Annotated in this window: 23 protein-coding genes; all 23 read left to right on the top strand. The window is 59.5% G+C overall.

From position 1 onward, the window contains the following. Nucleotides 1-54: 54 nt before the first annotated feature. The gene (recQ, locus tag GXB81_RS07810) at nt 55-1,902 is read left to right on the top strand and encodes a DNA helicase RecQ (RefSeq protein ID WP_205988787.1); all 1,848 of its coding nucleotides are present in this window, start codon (nt 55-57) and stop codon (nt 1,900-1,902) included. A gap of 221 nt (nt 1,903-2,123) precedes the next feature. Next, nucleotides 2,124-2,504: a 30S ribosomal protein S12 gene (gene rpsL, locus GXB81_RS07815; RefSeq protein ID WP_006053290.1), complete on the top strand. Its 381-nt coding sequence runs from the start codon at nt 2,124-2,126 to the stop codon at nt 2,502-2,504. A gap of 180 nt (nt 2,505-2,684) precedes the next feature. Further along, nucleotides 2,685-3,155: a 30S ribosomal protein S7 gene (gene rpsG / locus GXB81_RS07820; RefSeq protein ID WP_006053291.1), complete on the top strand. Its 471-nt coding sequence runs from the start codon at nt 2,685-2,687 to the stop codon at nt 3,153-3,155. Between the two features lie 131 nt (nt 3,156-3,286). After that, nucleotides 3,287-5,389 (top strand): elongation factor G, encoded by a 2,103-nt coding sequence (gene fusA, locus GXB81_RS07825; RefSeq protein ID WP_167045418.1) that lies wholly within the window; start codon nt 3,287-3,289, stop codon nt 5,387-5,389. A gap of 48 nt (nt 5,390-5,437) precedes the next feature. Then, complete coding sequence (gene tuf / locus GXB81_RS07830) at nt 5,438-6,628, top strand: elongation factor Tu (RefSeq protein WP_167045394.1); 1,191 nt, start codon at nt 5,438-5,440, stop codon at nt 6,626-6,628. 123 nt (nt 6,629-6,751) lie between these two features. Beyond that, nucleotides 6,752-7,063 (top strand): 30S ribosomal protein S10, encoded by a 312-nt coding sequence (gene rpsJ, locus GXB81_RS07835; RefSeq protein WP_017777154.1) that lies wholly within the window; start codon nt 6,752-6,754, stop codon nt 7,061-7,063. A gap of 201 nt (nt 7,064-7,264) precedes the next feature. Continuing rightward, nucleotides 7,265-7,924 carry a 50S ribosomal protein L3 gene (rplC, locus tag GXB81_RS07840; protein ID WP_205988788.1) on the top strand — a complete coding sequence of 220 codons (660 nt, stop codon included), beginning with the start codon at nt 7,265-7,267 and terminating at the stop codon, nt 7,922-7,924. Then, nucleotides 7,924-8,544, top strand: coding sequence for a 50S ribosomal protein L4 (rplD, locus tag GXB81_RS07845; RefSeq protein WP_008923346.1), 621 nt, complete (start codon nt 7,924-7,926; stop codon nt 8,542-8,544). Before rplC ends, rplD begins: the two co-directional genes overlap by 1 nt. Then, nucleotides 8,541-8,855 (top strand): 50S ribosomal protein L23, encoded by a 315-nt coding sequence (rplW, locus tag GXB81_RS07850; protein WP_008923345.1) that lies wholly within the window; start codon nt 8,541-8,543, stop codon nt 8,853-8,855. The genes rplD and rplW overlap by 4 nt, the downstream gene beginning before the upstream one ends. Nucleotides 8,856-8,857: 2 nt before the next feature. Then, entirely contained in the window at nt 8,858-9,685 is an 828-nt protein-coding gene (gene rplB / locus GXB81_RS07855) for a 50S ribosomal protein L2 (RefSeq protein ID WP_167045424.1), read from the top strand. A gap of 10 nt (nt 9,686-9,695) precedes the next feature. Then, entirely contained in the window at nt 9,696-9,971 is a 276-nt protein-coding gene (gene rpsS / locus GXB81_RS07860; protein WP_006998484.1) for a 30S ribosomal protein S19, read from the top strand. A gap of 12 nt (nt 9,972-9,983) precedes the next feature. Continuing rightward, nucleotides 9,984-10,313 (top strand): 50S ribosomal protein L22, encoded by a 330-nt coding sequence (gene rplV, locus GXB81_RS07865; protein WP_007730533.1) that lies wholly within the window; start codon nt 9,984-9,986, stop codon nt 10,311-10,313. Nucleotides 10,314-10,324: 11 nt separating this feature from the next. After that, the gene (gene rpsC / locus GXB81_RS07870) at nt 10,325-11,128 is read left to right on the top strand and encodes a 30S ribosomal protein S3 (protein ID WP_167045427.1); all 804 of its coding nucleotides are present in this window, start codon (nt 10,325-10,327) and stop codon (nt 11,126-11,128) included. A gap of 2 nt (nt 11,129-11,130) precedes the next feature. Further along, entirely contained in the window at nt 11,131-11,547 is a 417-nt protein-coding gene (gene rplP / locus GXB81_RS07875) for a 50S ribosomal protein L16 (RefSeq protein WP_008923342.1), read from the top strand. Between the two features lie 10 nt (nt 11,548-11,557). Next, on the top strand, nt 11,558-11,752 hold the full coding sequence (gene rpmC, locus GXB81_RS07880; protein ID WP_007180130.1) for a 50S ribosomal protein L29: 195 nt from the start codon (nt 11,558-11,560) through the stop codon (nt 11,750-11,752). Beyond that, nucleotides 11,749-12,021, top strand: a complete 273-nt coding sequence (rpsQ, locus tag GXB81_RS07885; RefSeq protein ID WP_007180129.1) for a 30S ribosomal protein S17 — start codon at nt 11,749-11,751, stop codon at nt 12,019-12,021. Before rpmC ends, rpsQ begins: the two co-directional genes overlap by 4 nt. A gap of 290 nt (nt 12,022-12,311) precedes the next feature. Continuing rightward, nucleotides 12,312-12,680 carry a 50S ribosomal protein L14 gene (gene rplN, locus GXB81_RS07890; protein ID WP_006998478.1) on the top strand — a complete coding sequence of 123 codons (369 nt, stop codon included), beginning with the start codon at nt 12,312-12,314 and terminating at the stop codon, nt 12,678-12,680. 9 nt (nt 12,681-12,689) lie between these two features. Continuing rightward, on the top strand, nt 12,690-12,998 hold the full coding sequence (gene rplX / locus GXB81_RS07895) for a 50S ribosomal protein L24 (protein WP_008923340.1): 309 nt from the start codon (nt 12,690-12,692) through the stop codon (nt 12,996-12,998). A 16-nt stretch (nt 12,999-13,014) separates the two neighbouring features. Next, complete coding sequence (gene rplE, locus GXB81_RS07900) at nt 13,015-13,554, top strand: 50S ribosomal protein L5 (protein ID WP_085489231.1); 540 nt, start codon at nt 13,015-13,017, stop codon at nt 13,552-13,554. Between the two features lie 7 nt (nt 13,555-13,561). Continuing rightward, nucleotides 13,562-13,867: a 30S ribosomal protein S14 gene (gene rpsN, locus GXB81_RS07905; protein WP_013340737.1), complete on the top strand. Its 306-nt coding sequence runs from the start codon at nt 13,562-13,564 to the stop codon at nt 13,865-13,867. A gap of 14 nt (nt 13,868-13,881) precedes the next feature. Continuing rightward, nucleotides 13,882-14,277 (top strand): 30S ribosomal protein S8, encoded by a 396-nt coding sequence (gene rpsH / locus GXB81_RS07910; RefSeq protein ID WP_006052216.1) that lies wholly within the window; start codon nt 13,882-13,884, stop codon nt 14,275-14,277. 18 nt (nt 14,278-14,295) lie between these two features. Continuing rightward, nucleotides 14,296-14,826, top strand: a complete 531-nt coding sequence (gene rplF, locus GXB81_RS07915) for a 50S ribosomal protein L6 (protein WP_167045430.1) — start codon at nt 14,296-14,298, stop codon at nt 14,824-14,826. A 12-nt stretch (nt 14,827-14,838) separates the two neighbouring features. Then, nucleotides 14,839-15,204: a 50S ribosomal protein L18 gene (gene rplR / locus GXB81_RS07920; protein ID WP_008923336.1), complete on the top strand. Its 366-nt coding sequence runs from the start codon at nt 14,839-14,841 to the stop codon at nt 15,202-15,204. Nucleotides 15,205-15,208 lie beyond the last annotated feature (4 nt).

Below are 15,208 nucleotides of genomic sequence, written 5' to 3' on the forward strand. Positions count from 1 at the left end.
CGCATGCGTTGGTAAAATTCGTGTCATCTGCCTTTGGCCGCCTCTCTCAAATTCATGTCCCGTCCGCTCGAAATCCTCAACGAAGTCTTTGGTTATCCCGCATTCAGAGGACAGCAGGGCGAAATTGTCGAGCACGTCGCCGACGGCGGCGATTGCCTCGTGCTGATGCCGACGGGTGGCGGTAAATCGCTCTGCTATCAGATTCCTTCGCTCGTGCGGCGCGAGCGCGGCTTCGGCACGGGCATCGTGGTGTCGCCGTTGATCGCACTGATGCAGGACCAGGTGGCGGCGCTGACGGAAGTCGGCGTGCGCGCCGCGTATCTGAACTCGACGCTGTCGAGCGCCGAGGCGATGGCCACGGAGCGTGCGCTGCGAGATGGCGACATCGATCTGCTGTACGTCGCGCCGGAACGGCTCATGACCCCGCGCTTCCAGGAGCTGCTGGAGCGCACGCGCATCGGCCTCTTCGCGATCGACGAGGCCCACTGCGTGTCGCAATGGGGGCACGATTTCCGGCCCGAATATATCCAGCTGTCGGTGCTGCATGAGCGCTTTCCGGATGTGCCGCGCATTGCGCTCACGGCCACGGCAGATGCGATCACGCGCGATGAAATCATTCACCGTCTCGCGCTTGAGGATGCGCGCGTGTTCGTGTCGAGCTTCGACCGGCCGAACATCCGCTATCGCATCGCCGAAAAGGACAATGCGCGTGCGCAGCTGCTCGACTTCATCCGCGCCGAGCATACGAAGCCGGACGGCACGACCGACGCGGGCGTCGTCTATTGCCTGTCGCGCCGCAAGGTCGAGGAAACGGCGGAGTGGCTCAAGGAAAAGGGCATGCGCGCGCTGCCTTACCACGCCGGCATGGAGTTCGAGGTGCGTCAGAAGCACCAGGAGATGTTCCAGCGCGAAGAGGGCATCGTGATGTGCGCGACGATCGCCTTCGGCATGGGCATCGACAAGCCCGACGTGCGGTTCGTCGCGCACCTCGATCTGCCGAAAAGCGTCGAGGGCTACTATCAGGAGACCGGCCGCGCGGGGCGCGACGGGATGCCCTCGAACGCGTGGATGGCCTACGGTCTTGGCGACGTCGTGCAGCAGCGCAAGATGATCGACGAGTCCGACGCCGACGAGGCGCACAAGCGCGTCCAGACTGGCAAGCTCGACGCGCTGCTCGGCCTGTGCGAAACCGCAACCTGCCGGCGGGTACGGCTGCTCGCGTACTTTGGCGAAACGAGCCAGCCCTGCGGCAACTGCGACAACTGTCTCGAACCGCCGCCCACGTGGGATGCGACGTGCGAGGCGCAGATGGCGCTGTCGTGCGTGTTCCGGGCGCAGCGGGCGAGTGGCTTCCACTTTGGTGCCGGTCATCTGATCGACATTCTGCGCGGCAATCGCAGCGAGAAAATCCTGCAACGCGGTCACGAGAAACTGACCACTTTCGGTATCGGCTCGGCGCTCGGTGAGCCGGAATGGCGCGCGGTGTTCCGCCAGCTCGTGGCGTTCGGCTATCTGACGGTCGACCACGAAGGCTTTGGCTCGCTCGTGCTGACCGAAGCGAGCAAGCCGGTGCTCAAGGGTGAGCAGAAGGTGACGATGCGCCGCTATGTGAAGCCGACCCGCACGCGCCAATCGTCCGGCCGCACGAGCGAGCGGGCCGATCCGACGATCGGCATGGGGCCGCTCGAGCGTTCCCGCTGGGAACGCCTGCGCGCATGGCGTACCGACACCGCGAAGAGCGATGGGGTGCCGGCGTATCTGATTTTCCACGATGCGACGCTCGCGGAAATTGCGCGTATCGGCCCCGATTCCATCGACGACCTGCGCGGTATTCCGGGCATGGGTGCCCGCAAACTCGACCGTTTCGGCCACGAATTGCTGCACGTCGTGGCCGCCGACTGACCGGTACGCGATCGTTTGGATTGATCAACAGGGGTGCGAAACATCGCAAGCTGTTGACTTCCTTAGTATTTTCGGAATATTATGTTAGGTTCCGGTTCTTGGGGTGCCTGCGCTCGGCTTCAATTTGTGCGCAGTCAGGCCATCCGGAAGTTCGATGCGCAGGCGTTTCCGCTTTGCCCGGAAACAGATGCGTCGATTTTGTTCAATTTCAGGAATAAACAATGCCAACCATCAATCAACTGGTTCGCAAAGGCCGCACGTCGGAAACGACGAAAAGCAAGAGCCCGGCCTTGCAGGACTGCCCCCAGCGTCGCGGCGTGTGCACCCGTGTGTACACGACGACGCCGAAGAAGCCGAACTCGGCACTCCGTAAGGTCGCCAAGGTTCGTCTGACGAACGGCTTCGAAGTCATTTCGTACATCGGTGGTGAAGGCCACAACCTGCAGGAACACTCGGTCGTGCTGATTCGCGGCGGCCGTGTGAAGGACTTGCCGGGTGTGCGTTACCACATGGTTCGCGGCTCGCTGGATACCCAGGGCGTCAAGGATCGTAAGCAGGCTCGCTCGAAGTACGGCGCGAAGCGTGCCAAGGCTGGCAAGTAATTAGCCGGTCACTCGTAGTTTCAGGTCGCCTGTCATGGCGGTAATAGCGATGGTGCCGGAATTGCCGGCGCTATCGAGTAAGTGGTCACCCGACCAGGCTGGTAAGTCTTAGGGATGAATCGGGTTAGTTGGTGGCCGCGGAGCTGAAATAGCTCCAACTGAAAAGGTAAAGGAAGAAACATGCCGCGTCGTCGCGAAGTCCCCAAGCGGGAAGTGTTGCCGGATCCGAAATTCGGTAACGTAGATGTAGCAAAATTCATGAACGTGCTGATGCTCTCCGGCAAGAAGTCGGTTGCCGAGCGTATTGTGTACGGCGCTTTCGAACAGATCCAGACCAAGGGTGGCAAGGACCCGCTGGAAGTGTTCACGGTGGCGCTCAACAACGTCAAGCCGGTGGTCGAAGTGAAGAGCCGCCGCGTTGGTGGTGCGAACTATCAGGTTCCGGTCGAAGTGCGTCCGTCGCGTCGTATGGCATTGGCGATGCGTTGGCTGCGTGAAGCCGCGAAGAAGCGCAGCGAGAAGTCGATGGCCCTGCGGCTGGCAGGTGAACTCTCCGAAGCGGCTGAAGGCCGCGGCGGCGCGATGAAGAAGCGCGACGAAGTTCACCGGATGGCAGAAGCCAACAAGGCGTTCTCGCACTTCCGTTTCTAAGCTTCCCGGTTCCGGGTTTAGCGAAAAACGGAAAGAAATTCCGGGCGGGTGCGCTTCCAGAGCGCCTCGCCCGTTTGTGTTACAGCGCGATGGGTATTTCTCGCATCGCGTCATCCCAATAGAGGATCAAAGTGGCTCGCAAGACACCTATCGAGCGCTACCGTAACATCGGTATCAGCGCTCACATCGACGCCGGCAAAACGACGACGACCGAGCGCATTCTGTTCTACACCGGCGTGAACCACAAGATTGGTGAAGTTCACGACGGCGCTGCCACCATGGACTGGATGGAGCAGGAGCAGGAACGCGGCATCACGATTACTTCCGCTGCTACCACGGCATTCTGGAAGGGCATGGCGGGCGACCGCGCCGAGCACCGCATCAACATTATCGACACCCCGGGCCACGTCGACTTCACGATTGAAGTCGAGCGCTCGATGCGCGTGCTCGACGGTGCCTGCATGGTGTACTGCGCCGTGGGTGGCGTGCAGCCCCAGTCGGAAACCGTGTGGCGTCAGGCTAACAAGTACAAGGTGCCCCGTCTCGCGTTCATCAACAAGATGGACCGTACCGGCGCGAACTTCTTCAAGGTCTACGACCAGCTCAAGCTGCGTTTGAAGGCGAATCCGGTTCCGGTCGTCGTGCCTATCGGCGCGGAAGAAAACTTCACGGGTGTCGTCGACCTGATGAAGATGAAGGCGATCATTTGGGACGACGCATCCCAGGGTACCAAGTTCTCGTACGAAGACATCCCGGCAGAACTCGTCGACACGTGCAACGAATGGCGTGAAAAGATGGTCGAAGCCGCGGCTGAAGCCAGCGAAGACATGATGAACAAGTACCTCGAGTCGGGCGAGCTGACCGAGGAAGAAATCATCAAGGGTCTGCGCGACCGTACGATCGCTTGCGAAATCCAGCCGATGCTGTGCGGCACCGCGTTCAAGAACAAGGGCGTGCAGCGCATGCTGGACGCCGTGCTCGACTTCCTGCCGTCGCCGATCGACATCCCGCCGGTTACCGGCGAGCTGGAAAACGGTGAAAGGGGCGAGCGCCGCGCAGCCGACGACGAAAAGTTCTCGGCACTGGCATTCAAGATCATGACCGACCCGTTCGTCGGCCAACTGATCTTCTTCCGTGTGTACTCTGGCGTGGTGAATTCTGGCGACACGCTGCTGAACGCGACCAAGGACAAGAAGGAACGTCTGGGCCGTATTTTGCAGATGCACGCGAATCAGCGCGAAGAAATCAAGGAAGTGCGCGCAGGCGACATCGCTGCTGCGGTTGGCCTGAAGGATGCGACCACCGGCGACACGCTGTGCGATCCGACGAGCCCGATCGTGCTCGAGCGCATGATTTTCCCGGAACCGGTGATTTCGCAGGCTGTTGAGCCGAAGACGAAGCCGGACCAGGAAAAGATGGGGCTGGCGCTGAACCGTCTGGCGCAGGAAGATCCGTCGTTCCGCGTTCAAACGGACGAGGAATCGGGTCAAACCATTATTTCGGGTATGGGTGAGCTCCACCTGGAAATTCTGGTCGACCGGATGAAGCGTGAGTTCGGCGTCGAAGCAACGGTTGGCAAGCCGCAAGTGGCTTACCGCGAAACTATTCGCGGCAAGGCGGAAGACGTTGACGGCAAGTTCGTCAAGCAGTCGGGTGGTCGCGGCCAGTACGGTCACGCGGTCATCACGCTCGAGCCGAACGAGCAAGGCAAGGGCTACGAGTTCCTGGACGAGATCAAGGGCGGCGTGATTCCGCGTGAATACATCCCGGCAGTCGACAAGGGTATCCAGGAAACGCTGAAGGCCGGCGTGCTGGCTGGCTTCCCGGTCGTTGACGTGAAGGTTCACCTGACGTTCGGTTCGTACCACGACGTCGACTCGAACGAAAATGCGTTCCGCATGGCTGGTTCGATGGCGTTCAAGGAAGCGATGCGCAAGGCTCAGCCGGTCATCCTCGAACCGATGATGGCAGTCGAAGTCGAAACGCCGGAAGACTACATGGGCAACGTGATGGGCGATCTGTCGGGCCGTCGCGGTATCGTCCAGGGCATGGACGACATGGTTGGCGGCGGCAAGATCGTTCGCGCCGAAGTGCCGCTGTCGGAAATGTTCGGCTACTCGACGTCGCTGCGTTCGCTGACCCAGGGGCGTGCAACGTACACGATGGAATTCAAGCACTATGCTGAAGCTCCGCGTAACGTGTCCGAAGCGATCATCAACGCGAAGTCGAAGTAAGCGCGCGGTAAAGTCATTCAACGATTAACTTTTTGAAAGAAGAGAAACATGGCTAAAGGTAAATTCGAACGGACCAAGCCGCACGTGAACGTGGGCACGATCGGTCACGTTGACCACGGCAAGACCACGCTGACGGCGGCGATCACGACGGTTCTGACGCAGAAGTTCGGCGGCGAAGCGAAGGCATACGACCAGATCGATGCAGCGCCGGAAGAAAAGGCACGTGGTATTACGATCAACACCGCGCACGTCGAGTACGAAACGGCAAACCGCCACTACGCACACGTCGACTGCCCGGGCCACGCCGACTACGTGAAGAACATGATCACGGGCGCAGCGCAGATGGACGGCGCAATCCTGGTGTGCTCGGCCGCAGACGGCCCGATGCCGCAAACGCGCGAGCACATCCTGCTGGCGCGTCAGGTTGGCGTTCCGTACATCATCGTGTTCCTGAACAAGTGCGACATGGTGGACGACGCTGAGCTGCTGGAGCTCGTCGAGATGGAAGTGCGCGAACTTCTGTCGAAGTACGACTTCCCGGGCGACGACACGCCGATCATCAAGGGTTCGGCCAAGCTGGCGCTGGAAGGCGACAAGGGCGAACTGGGCGAAGTGGCGATCATGAGCCTGGCCGACGCGCTGGACACGTACATCCCGACGCCGGAGCGCGCGGTTGACGGTTCGTTCCTGATGCCGGTGGAAGACGTGTTCTCGATCTCGGGTCGCGGCACGGTGGTGACGGGTCGCGTCGAGCGCGGCATCATCAAGGTCGGCGAGGAAATCGAGATCGTCGGTATCCGCGCAACGGCCAAGACGACCTGCACGGGCGTGGAAATGTTCCGCAAGCTGCTCGACCAGGGGCAGGCAGGCGACAACGTGGGTATCCTGCTGCGCGGCACGAAGCGTGAAGACGTGGAGCGTGGTCAGGTTCTGGCGAAGCCGGGTTCGATCAACCCGCACACGCACTTCACGGCAGAGGTGTACGTGCTGAGCAAGGATGAAGGCGGCCGCCACACGCCGTTCTTCAACAACTACCGTCCGCAGTTCTACTTCCGTACGACGGACGTGACGGGTTCGATCGAGCTGCCGAAGGACAAGGAAATGGTGATGCCGGGCGACAACGTGTCGATCACGGTGAAGCTGATCAACCCGATCGCGATGGAAGAAGGTCTGCGTTTCGCAATTCGCGAAGGCGGTCGTACGGTCGGCGCTGGTGTCGTCGCCAAGATCATCGAGTAAAATCGAAGATTGCTGTATTTGCTGTGCCCGGGTCCGGGCACTCGCTTCCTGCGAGCGCCCGGGCCTACGTTCTTTTTCTAATTGGCGGTGCAATATCGCCTCGCTCTTTTCAAGGAATTCGTCATGCAAAACCAGAAAATCCGCATTCGCCTGAAGGCTTTCGACTATCGCCTGATCGATCAATCGGCAGCTGAGATCGTCGACACGGCAAAGCGGACTGGCGCAATCGTTCGTGGCCCGGTGCCCCTGCCGACCCGTATTCAACGTTTCGACATCCTGCGTTCGCCGCACGTCAACAAGACGTCGCGTGATCAGCTCGAAATCCGCACGCACCTGCGTCTGATGGACATCGTCGATCCGACGGACAAGACCGTCGACGCGCTGATGAAGCTGGATCTGCCGGCCGGCGTGGACGTTGAAATCAAGCTGCAGTAAGGCTTCCAGCGGTTCTCAGGTTGATCGGAGAACGCTAAGTCATTGATTGCTTGCGAAAAACGAAAGGCCTCGCTATAATGCTAGGCTTTTCGCGCATTTGCGTAAAAAAGTCGGCGTGCTGCAGCATGGTTTCATGCCCGAAACGGCGCCGGCATTTTGTAAATTAGCCCCGACCAATCGCAGTCGGGAATGGAGAAAACGATGAGCCTTGGACTCGTAGGTCGCAAGGTTGGCATGACCCGTATCTTCACGGCTGAAGGGGATTCGATTCCCGTCACCGTGCTGGACGTGTCCGACAACCGCGTGACGCAGATCAAGACTGTTGAAACCGACGGCTACACGGCCGTGCAGGTTGCATTCGGTACGCGCCGTGCATCGCGCGTGACGAAGCCGTTGGCAGGTCATCTCGCCAAAGCCGGTGTTCAAGCCGGTGAAATCCTCAAAGAATTCAAGATCGATGCCGCCAAGGCTGCCGAGTTGTCGAGCGGCACCGTGGTTGGTCCCGAACTGTTCGAAGTGGGCCAGAAGGTTGACGTGCAAGGCGTGTCGATCGGTAAGGGCTACGCCGGTACCATCAAGCGTTACAACTTCTCGTCCGGCCGTGCATCGCACGGTAACTCGCGCTCGCATAACGTGCCGGGCTCGATCGGTATGGCGCAGGATCCGGGTCGTGTTTTCCCGGGTAAGCGCATGACCGGTCACATGGGTGACGAGAATGTAACGGTGCAAAACCTCGAAATCGCTCGTATCGACGCTGACCGCAAGTTGCTGCTGGTCAAGGGCGCCGTTCCGGGTGCGAAGGGTGGCAAGGTATTCGTTACGCCGGCCGTGAAGACGCGTGCCGTGAAAGGAGCGAAATAATGGAACTTAAGCTCCTGAATGCCAATGGTCAGGAAGGTGCAGGCGTTAGCGCGTCGGACGTCGTGTTCGGCCGTGATTACAACGAAGCCCTGATTCACCAGGTTGTGGTTGCGTACCAGGCGAATGCCCGTAGCGGCAACCGCGCGCAGAAGGATCGTGAGCAGGTCAAGCACACGACCAAGAAGCCGTGGCGCCAGAAGGGTACGGGCCGTGCCCGTGCCGGTATGTCGTCGAGCCCGCTGTGGCGCGGCGGTGGCCGTATCTTCCCGAATTCGCCGGAAGAAAACTTTTCGCACAAGGTCAACAAGAAGATGCATCGCGCAGGTCTCTGCTCGATCTTCTCGCAGCTGGCTCGCGAAGGCCGCATCTCGGTGGTCGACGAACTGACGCTCGAAGCGCCGAAGACGAAGCTGCTGGCCGAAAAATTCAAGGCGATGGGTCTCGACTCCGTGCTGGTGATCACCGACACGGTTGACGAAAACCTGTACCTCGCGTCGCGCAACCTCGCCCACGTGGCGGTTGTCGAGCCGCGTTACGCCGACCCGCTGTCGCTGATCTACTTCAAGAAAGTCCTGATCACGAAGGCTGCGGTCGCCCAGATCGAGGAGTTGCTGTCATGAGCGAGATTCGCAAGAACGATCATCGTTTGATGCAGGTCCTGCTCGCGCCGGTGGTCTCCGAAAAGGCGACGCTGGTTGCCGACAAGAACGAGCAGGTTGTGTTCGAAGTCGCGCCGGATGCCACGAAGCAGGAAGTGAAGGCCGCAGTCGAGCTGCTGTTCAAGGTGGAAGTCGATTCCGTCAACGTGCTGGTCGCGAAGGGCAAAGCCAAGCGCTTTGGTCGCTTCATGGGCAAGCGCAAGGACGTGAAGAAGGCGTATGTCTGCCTGAAGCCCGGCCAGGAAATCAACTTTGAAGCGGAGGCCAAGTAATCATGGCAATCGTGAAAGTTAAGCCGACTTCGCCGGGTCGCCGCGCGATGGTCAAGGTGGTCAACAAGGAACTGCACAAGGGCAAGCCGTTTGCTGCGCTGCTCGACACGCAATCCTCGACCGCCGGCCGTAACAACAACGGCCACATCACCACGCGTCACAAGGGTGGTGGTCACAAGCATCACTATCGCGTCATCGACTTCCGTCGCACGAAGGATGGCATTCCGGCCAAGGTCGAGCGTCTCGAGTACGACCCGAACCGTAGCGCGAACATCGCGCTGGTTCTGTACGCAGACGGCGAGCGCCGCTACATCATCGCTCCGAAGGGTGTCACAGTCGGTCAGCAACTGATGTCGGGTTCGGAAGCGCCGATCCGCGCAGGTAACACGCTGCCGATCCGCAACATTCCGGTCGGTACGACGATTCACTGCATCGAAATGCTGCCGGGCAAGGGCGCGCAGATGGCGCGTTCGGCTGGTACGTCGGCAATGCTGCTGGCTCGCGAAGGCGTCTACGCGCAGGTTCGTCTGCGTTCGGGCGAAATCCGCCGCGTGCACGTTGAATGCCGCGCGACGATCGGTGAAGTGGGCAACGAAGAGCATAGCCTCCGTCAAATCGGTAAGGCTGGCGCAAACCGCTGGCGCGGTATCCGTCCGACGGTGCGCGGCGTTGCAATGAACCCGGTCGACCACCCGCATGGTGGTGGCGAAGGCAAGACTGCGGCTGGTCGCGATCCGGTGAGCCCGTGGGGTACGCCGGCGAAGGGCTATCGCACCCGCAGCAACAAGCGCACGACGAGCATGATCGTCCAGCGCCGTCACAAGCGTTAAGGAGTAGGCAATGGCACGTTCTATTAAGAAAGGTCCGTTCTGCGACGCCCATTTGCTGAAGAAGGTTGAGGCGGCTGCAGCATCGCGTGACAAGAAACCGATCAAGACCTGGTCGCGTCGCTCGACGATCCTGCCGGACTTCATCGGTCTGACGATCGCCGTGCACAACGGCCGTCAACACGTTCCGGTGTATGTCACGGAAAACATGGTCGGCCACAAGCTTGGCGAGTTCGCACTGACCCGTACGTTCAAGGGTCACGCGGCCGACAAGAAGGCCAAGAAATAAGGGGCAATCAAGATGGAAGTGAAAGCAATTCATCGCGGTGCCCGCATCTCGGCGCAGAAAACGCGCCTTGTGGCTGACCAGATCCGCGGTTTGCCGGTCGACAAGGCGCTGAACGTTCTGACGTTCTCGCCGAAGAAGGCTGCGGGAATCGTGAAAAAGGTCGTGCTGTCGGCGATCGCGAATGCGGAGCACAACGAAGGTGCCGATATCGACGAGCTCAAGATCACGAGCATTTACGTCGACAAGGCAGCATCGCTGAAGCGTTTCACCGCACGCGCCAAGGGCCGCGGTAACCGCATCGAGAAGCAATCCTGTCACATCACTGTGACGGTCGGGAATTAAGGGGTCATACGATGGGACAGAAAATTCATCCGACTGGCTTCCGTTTGGCCGTCAGCCGCAATTGGGCTTCGCGTTGGTACGCGAACAACAACAATTTCGCGGCGATGTTGCAGGAAGACATCGGTGTTCGTGAATACCTGAAGAAGAAGCTGAAGAACGCGTCCGTCGGCCGCGTGGTGATCGAGCGTCCTGCAAAGAACGCGCGTATCACGATTTTCAGCTCGCGTCCGGGTGTCGTGATCGGCAAGAAGGGCGAGGACATCGAACTGCTGAAGTCCGAGCTGCAAAAGCGCATGGGCGTTCCGGTTCACGTCAACATCGAAGAAATCCGCAAGCCGGAAACCGACGCGCAACTGATTGCTGATTCGATCACGCAGCAGCTCGAGCGCCGGATCATGTTCCGCCGCGCGATGAAGCGTGCGATGCAGAACGCGATGCGTCTGGGTGCTCAAGGCATCAAGATCATGAGCGCTGGCCGTCTGAACGGTATCGAAATCGCCCGTACGGAATGGTATCGCGAAGGTCGCGTGCCGCTTCATACGCTGCGTGCCGATATTGACTACGCGACGTCGGAAGCAAAGACGACGTACGGCATCATCGGCGTGAAGGTGTGGGTCTACAAGGGCGACACGCTCGGCCGCAACGACGCACCGGTGGTCGAAGAAGTCACCGAAGAAAAGCGTCCGCGCCGCAACGCACGTCCGGGTGGTGATCGCCGTCCGCGTCGTGATGGTGAAGGTGGTGGCCCGGCAGGTGCACGCCGTGGCGCTCCCCGTCGTGCTGGCGGTGCCGGCGACGGGAAGACTGGAGAATAACGATGCTGCAACCGAAACGCAGAAAGTATCGCAAAGAGCAGAAAGGTCGTAACACCGGCGTTGCTACCCGCGGCAACGCGGTGTCGTTCGGTGAATTCGGCCTGAAGGCTGTCGGTCGTGGCCGTCTGACCGCGCGCCAGATCGAAGCGGCGCGTCGTGCAATGACGCGTCACATCAAGCGCGGTGGCCGCATCTGGATCCGCATTTTCCCGGACAAGCCGATCTCGACCAAGCCGGCTGAAGTGCGTATGGGTAACGGTAAGGGTAACCCGGAGTACTACGTCGCTGAGATTCAACCGGGCAAGATGCTGTACGAAATGGACGGCGTAACCGAAGAACTGGCGCGCGAAGCGTTCCGTCTGGCTGCAGCGAAGCTGCCGCTGAAGACGACGTTTATCGTGCGTCAGCTCGGCGCCTAAGGAGCAAATGATGAAGGCTTCCGAACTTCACCAGAAAGATCAGGCCGCGCTCAACAAGGAGCTGTCGGACCTGCTGAAGGCGCAATTCGGCCTGCGCATGCAACTCGCGACCCAGCAGCTCACGAACACGAGCCAGCTGAAGAAGGTCCGTCGCGACATCGCACGTGTGCGGACCGTCCTGACTGAGAAGGCGAACCAGAAATGAACGATAGCGTAAAAACCTCGCTCAAGCGGACGCTGGTCGGCAAGGTCGTCAGCAACAAGATGGACAAGACGGTTACCGTGCTGGTCGAACACCGCGTGAAGCACCCGATCTACGGCAAGTACGTCGTGCGTTCGAAGAAGTACCACGCGCATGACGATGCGAACACGTACAACGAGGGCGACCTGGTTGAAATCCAGGAAACTCGTCCGATTTCGAAGACGAAGGCTTGGGTTGTGGCTCGCCTGGTCGAGGCTGCTCGCGTCATCTAATGTCGCAAAGCTGTAGAAGTAGTTGAAATCGCAGTAAGTTTCGCTTGCAAGACCGGGATTATTTGATATAATCTCGGTCTTCCCTCTTTATGGGAGCCCCGTCGCGGGCGAAGTTGGTGGGGGAAGCGGTTCGGGCGCCAGCCTGTATCGAAGGATTCACCGGATTGCGATGGCGGGTTTCGTTTGCCGTCGCTGCTGTTCTAACCCAAGCAGCCGATTGGCTGACGGGACCAAGACTGACCGGGAAGCACCATGGTGGTGTAACCGGATTAAGTTGGGAAAGATAAACCATGATCCAGACCGAAACTCGGCTTGAAGTAGCCGACAACACGGGTGCACGTGAAGTCATGTGCATCAAGGTGCTCGGCGGCTCGAAGCGTCGTTATGCCAGTATTGGCGACATCATCAAGGTGACTGTCAAAGAGGCAACGCCGCGCGGGCGCGTGAAGAAAGGCGAAATTTACAACGCCGTGGTGGTTCGCACCGCCAAGGGCGTGCGCCGTCAGGATGGCTCGCTGATCAAGTTCGACGGCAATGCCGCAGTGCTGCTGAATACCAAGCTCGAACCTATTGGCACCCGTATTTTTGGGCCTGTCACGCGCGAGTTGCGCAGCGAACGATTCATGAAGATCGTTTCGCTGGCGCCTGAAGTGCTGTAAGGAGTCGCGATGAACAAGATTCGCAAGGGTGACGAAGTTATCGTCATTACCGGCAAAGACAAAGGCAAGCGTGGCGTTGTGCTGGCCGTTCACGGCGAAACCGTGACTGTCGAGGGTATCAACCTCGTCAAGAAGCACGTCAAGCCGAACCCGATGAAGGGTACGACGGGCGGCGTGGAAGCCAAGACGATGCCGCTGCAAATTTCGAACGTCGCATTGGTCGACGCGAATGGCAAGCCATCGCGTGTAGGCATCAAGGTCGAAGGAGACAAGAAAGTCCGTTTCCTGAAGACGACCGGTGCCGTGCTGAGCGCCTGACGCTGCGGAGTAAAAAATGGCTCGTTTGCAAGAGTTTTACAAAGAGAAGGTTGTACCCGGCCTCATCGAGAAGTTCGGTTACAAGTCCGTGATGGAAGTGCCGCGCATCACCAAGATCACCCTGAACATGGGCCTTGGCGAAGCGATCGCTGACAAGAAGATCATCGAAAACGCCGTTGGCGATCTGACGAAGATCGCTGGTCAGAAGCCGGTGATCACGAAGGCGCGTAAGGCAATCGCTGGCTTCAAGATCCGTCAGGGCTATCCGATCGGTGCAATGGTCACGCTGCGTGGCCAGGCAATGTACGAATTCCTCGACCGTTTCGTGACGGTTGCGCTCCCCCGTGTGCGCGACTTCCGTGGCGTGTCGGGTAAGGCGTTCGATGGTCGCGGCAACTACAACATCGGTGTGAAAGAGCAGATTATTTTCCCCGAAATCGACTACGACAAGATCGACGCACTGCGTGGGCTGAACATCAGCATCACGACGACTGCGAAGACTGACGATGAAGCAAAGGCTCTGCTCGCCAGCTTCAAGTTCCCGTTCAGAAACTGAGGTTACCGTGGCTAAACTGGCACTGATCGAACGTGAAAAGAAGCGTGCTCGTCTCGCAGCTAAGTACGCTCCCAAGCGTGCAGAGTTGAAGGCGATCATTAGCGATATGAGCAAGTCGGACGAAGAGCATTACGCAGCACGTCTGGAACTGCAGCAACTGCCGCGTAACTCCAATCCGACTCGTAAGCGCAACCGTTGCGCAATTACCGGTCGTCCGCGCGGCACGTTCCGTAAATTCGGGCTGGCGCGTAACAAGATTCGTGAAATCGCGTTCCGCGGCGAGATCCCTGGCCTGACCAAGGCGAGCTGGTAATAGGAGAAACATAAATGAGCATGAGTGATCCTATCGCCGATATGCTGACTCGCATCCGCAATGCGCAGATGGTCGAGAAGGTTTCGGTGACTATGCCCTCGTCGAAAGTCAAGGTTGCGATTGCGCAGGTCCTGAAGGACGAAGGTTATATCGACGATTTCGCGGTGAAGTCCGAAGGTGCGAAGTCGGAATTGAACATCGTGTTGAAGTATTACGCTGGCCGTCCGGTCATCGAGCGCATTGAACGCGTTTCGAAGCCGGGTCTGCGTGTGTACCGCGGCCGCAACGACATCCCCGTGGTCATGAATGGTCTCGGTGTCGCAATCGTGTCGACGCCGAAGGGCGTGATGACGGACCGCAAGGCACGTGCAACGGGCGTTGGCGGCGAAGTCATCTGCTACGTCGCTTAAGGCCGAAAGGAGAGAAACATGTCTCGAGTAGGTAAGAGCCCGATCGCGCTGCAAGGCGCGGAAGCGGCCCTGAGCGCCGACAGCATCACTGTCAAGGGTCCGCTGGGTACGATTTCGCAGGCTGCAAACAGCCTCGTGAAGGTGGTGAACGACAACGGCACGCTGAAGTTCGAGCCGGTCGACGAAAGCCGCGAAGCGAATGCGATGTCGGGCACGATGCGCGCACTGGTGGCGAACATGGTGCACGGCGTGACGAAGGGTTTCGAGCGCAAGCTGACGCTGGTTGGCGTTGGTTACCGCGCGCAGGCGCAAGGCGACAAGCTGAATCTGTCGCTGGGTTTCTCGCACCCGGTGGTGCACCAGATGCCGGCTGGCGTCAAGGCAGAAACCCCGTCGCAAACCGAAATCGTGATCAAGGGGATCAACAAGCAACAAGTCGGTCAAGTCGCGGCAGAAGTGCGCGGCTACCGTCCGCCGGAGCCCTACAAGGGCAAGGGCGTGCGTTACGCCGACGAGGTTGTGATCCTCAAAGAAACGAAGAAGAAGTAAGGGTGCGCAATCATGGATAAGACTCAATCTCGCCTGCGCCGCGCTCGTCAGACGCGTATCAAGATCGCTGAGCTGCAGGTCGCGCGTCTCGCCGTGCATCGCACGAACACGCACATCTACGCACAAGTGTTCTCGCCGTGCGGCACCAAGGTGCTCGCCAGCGCGTCGACGCTCGAAGCCGAAGTGCGTGCGCAACTGGCTGATCAATCGGGCAAGGGCGGCAACGTTGCTGCTGCGACCCTGATCGGCAAGCGCATTGCAGAAAAGGCTAAGGCTGCCGGCATCGAATCCGTCGCCTTCGACCGTTCGGGTTTCCGTTACCACGGCCGCGTGAAAGCGCTGGCTGATGCGGCGCGCGAAGCCGGACTCAAGTTCTAAGGGA

This window comes from Paraburkholderia sp. Ac-20336 (assembly GCF_017105025.1).
GTDB lineage: Bacteria > Pseudomonadota > Gammaproteobacteria > Burkholderiales > Burkholderiaceae > Paraburkholderia.

Coding starts and splice junctions, on each gene's coding strand:
- tuf (WP_167045394.1), top strand. CDS start 5,438: ATGGCTAAAGGTAAATTCGAACGGACCAAGCCGCACGTGAACGTGGGC.
- rplF (WP_167045430.1), top strand. CDS start 14,296: ATGTCTCGAGTAGGTAAGAGCCCGATCGCGCTGCAAGGCGCGGAAGCG.
- rplD (WP_008923346.1), top strand. CDS start 7,924: ATGGAACTTAAGCTCCTGAATGCCAATGGTCAGGAAGGTGCAGGCGTT.
- rpsG (WP_006053291.1), top strand. CDS start 2,685: ATGCCGCGTCGTCGCGAAGTCCCCAAGCGGGAAGTGTTGCCGGATCCG.
- rplC (WP_205988788.1), top strand. CDS start 7,265: ATGAGCCTTGGACTCGTAGGTCGCAAGGTTGGCATGACCCGTATCTTC.
- recQ (WP_205988787.1), top strand. CDS start 55: ATGTCCCGTCCGCTCGAAATCCTCAACGAAGTCTTTGGTTATCCCGCA.
- rpsH (WP_006052216.1), top strand. CDS start 13,882: ATGAGCATGAGTGATCCTATCGCCGATATGCTGACTCGCATCCGCAAT.
- rplV (WP_007730533.1), top strand. CDS start 9,984: ATGGAAGTGAAAGCAATTCATCGCGGTGCCCGCATCTCGGCGCAGAAA.
- rplX (WP_008923340.1), top strand. CDS start 12,690: ATGAACAAGATTCGCAAGGGTGACGAAGTTATCGTCATTACCGGCAAA.
- rpsQ (WP_007180129.1), top strand. CDS start 11,749: ATGAACGATAGCGTAAAAACCTCGCTCAAGCGGACGCTGGTCGGCAAG.
- rplW (WP_008923345.1), top strand. CDS start 8,541: ATGAGCGAGATTCGCAAGAACGATCATCGTTTGATGCAGGTCCTGCTC.
- rplP (WP_008923342.1), top strand. CDS start 11,131: ATGCTGCAACCGAAACGCAGAAAGTATCGCAAAGAGCAGAAAGGTCGT.
- rpmC (WP_007180130.1), top strand. CDS start 11,558: ATGAAGGCTTCCGAACTTCACCAGAAAGATCAGGCCGCGCTCAACAAG.
- rpsJ (WP_017777154.1), top strand. CDS start 6,752: ATGCAAAACCAGAAAATCCGCATTCGCCTGAAGGCTTTCGACTATCGC.
- rplE (WP_085489231.1), top strand. CDS start 13,015: ATGGCTCGTTTGCAAGAGTTTTACAAAGAGAAGGTTGTACCCGGCCTC.
- rpsC (WP_167045427.1), top strand. CDS start 10,325: ATGGGACAGAAAATTCATCCGACTGGCTTCCGTTTGGCCGTCAGCCGC.
- rpsL (WP_006053290.1), top strand. CDS start 2,124: ATGCCAACCATCAATCAACTGGTTCGCAAAGGCCGCACGTCGGAAACG.
- rplN (WP_006998478.1), top strand. CDS start 12,312: ATGATCCAGACCGAAACTCGGCTTGAAGTAGCCGACAACACGGGTGCA.
- rpsS (WP_006998484.1), top strand. CDS start 9,696: ATGGCACGTTCTATTAAGAAAGGTCCGTTCTGCGACGCCCATTTGCTG.
- rplR (WP_008923336.1), top strand. CDS start 14,839: ATGGATAAGACTCAATCTCGCCTGCGCCGCGCTCGTCAGACGCGTATC.
- rplB (WP_167045424.1), top strand. CDS start 8,858: ATGGCAATCGTGAAAGTTAAGCCGACTTCGCCGGGTCGCCGCGCGATG.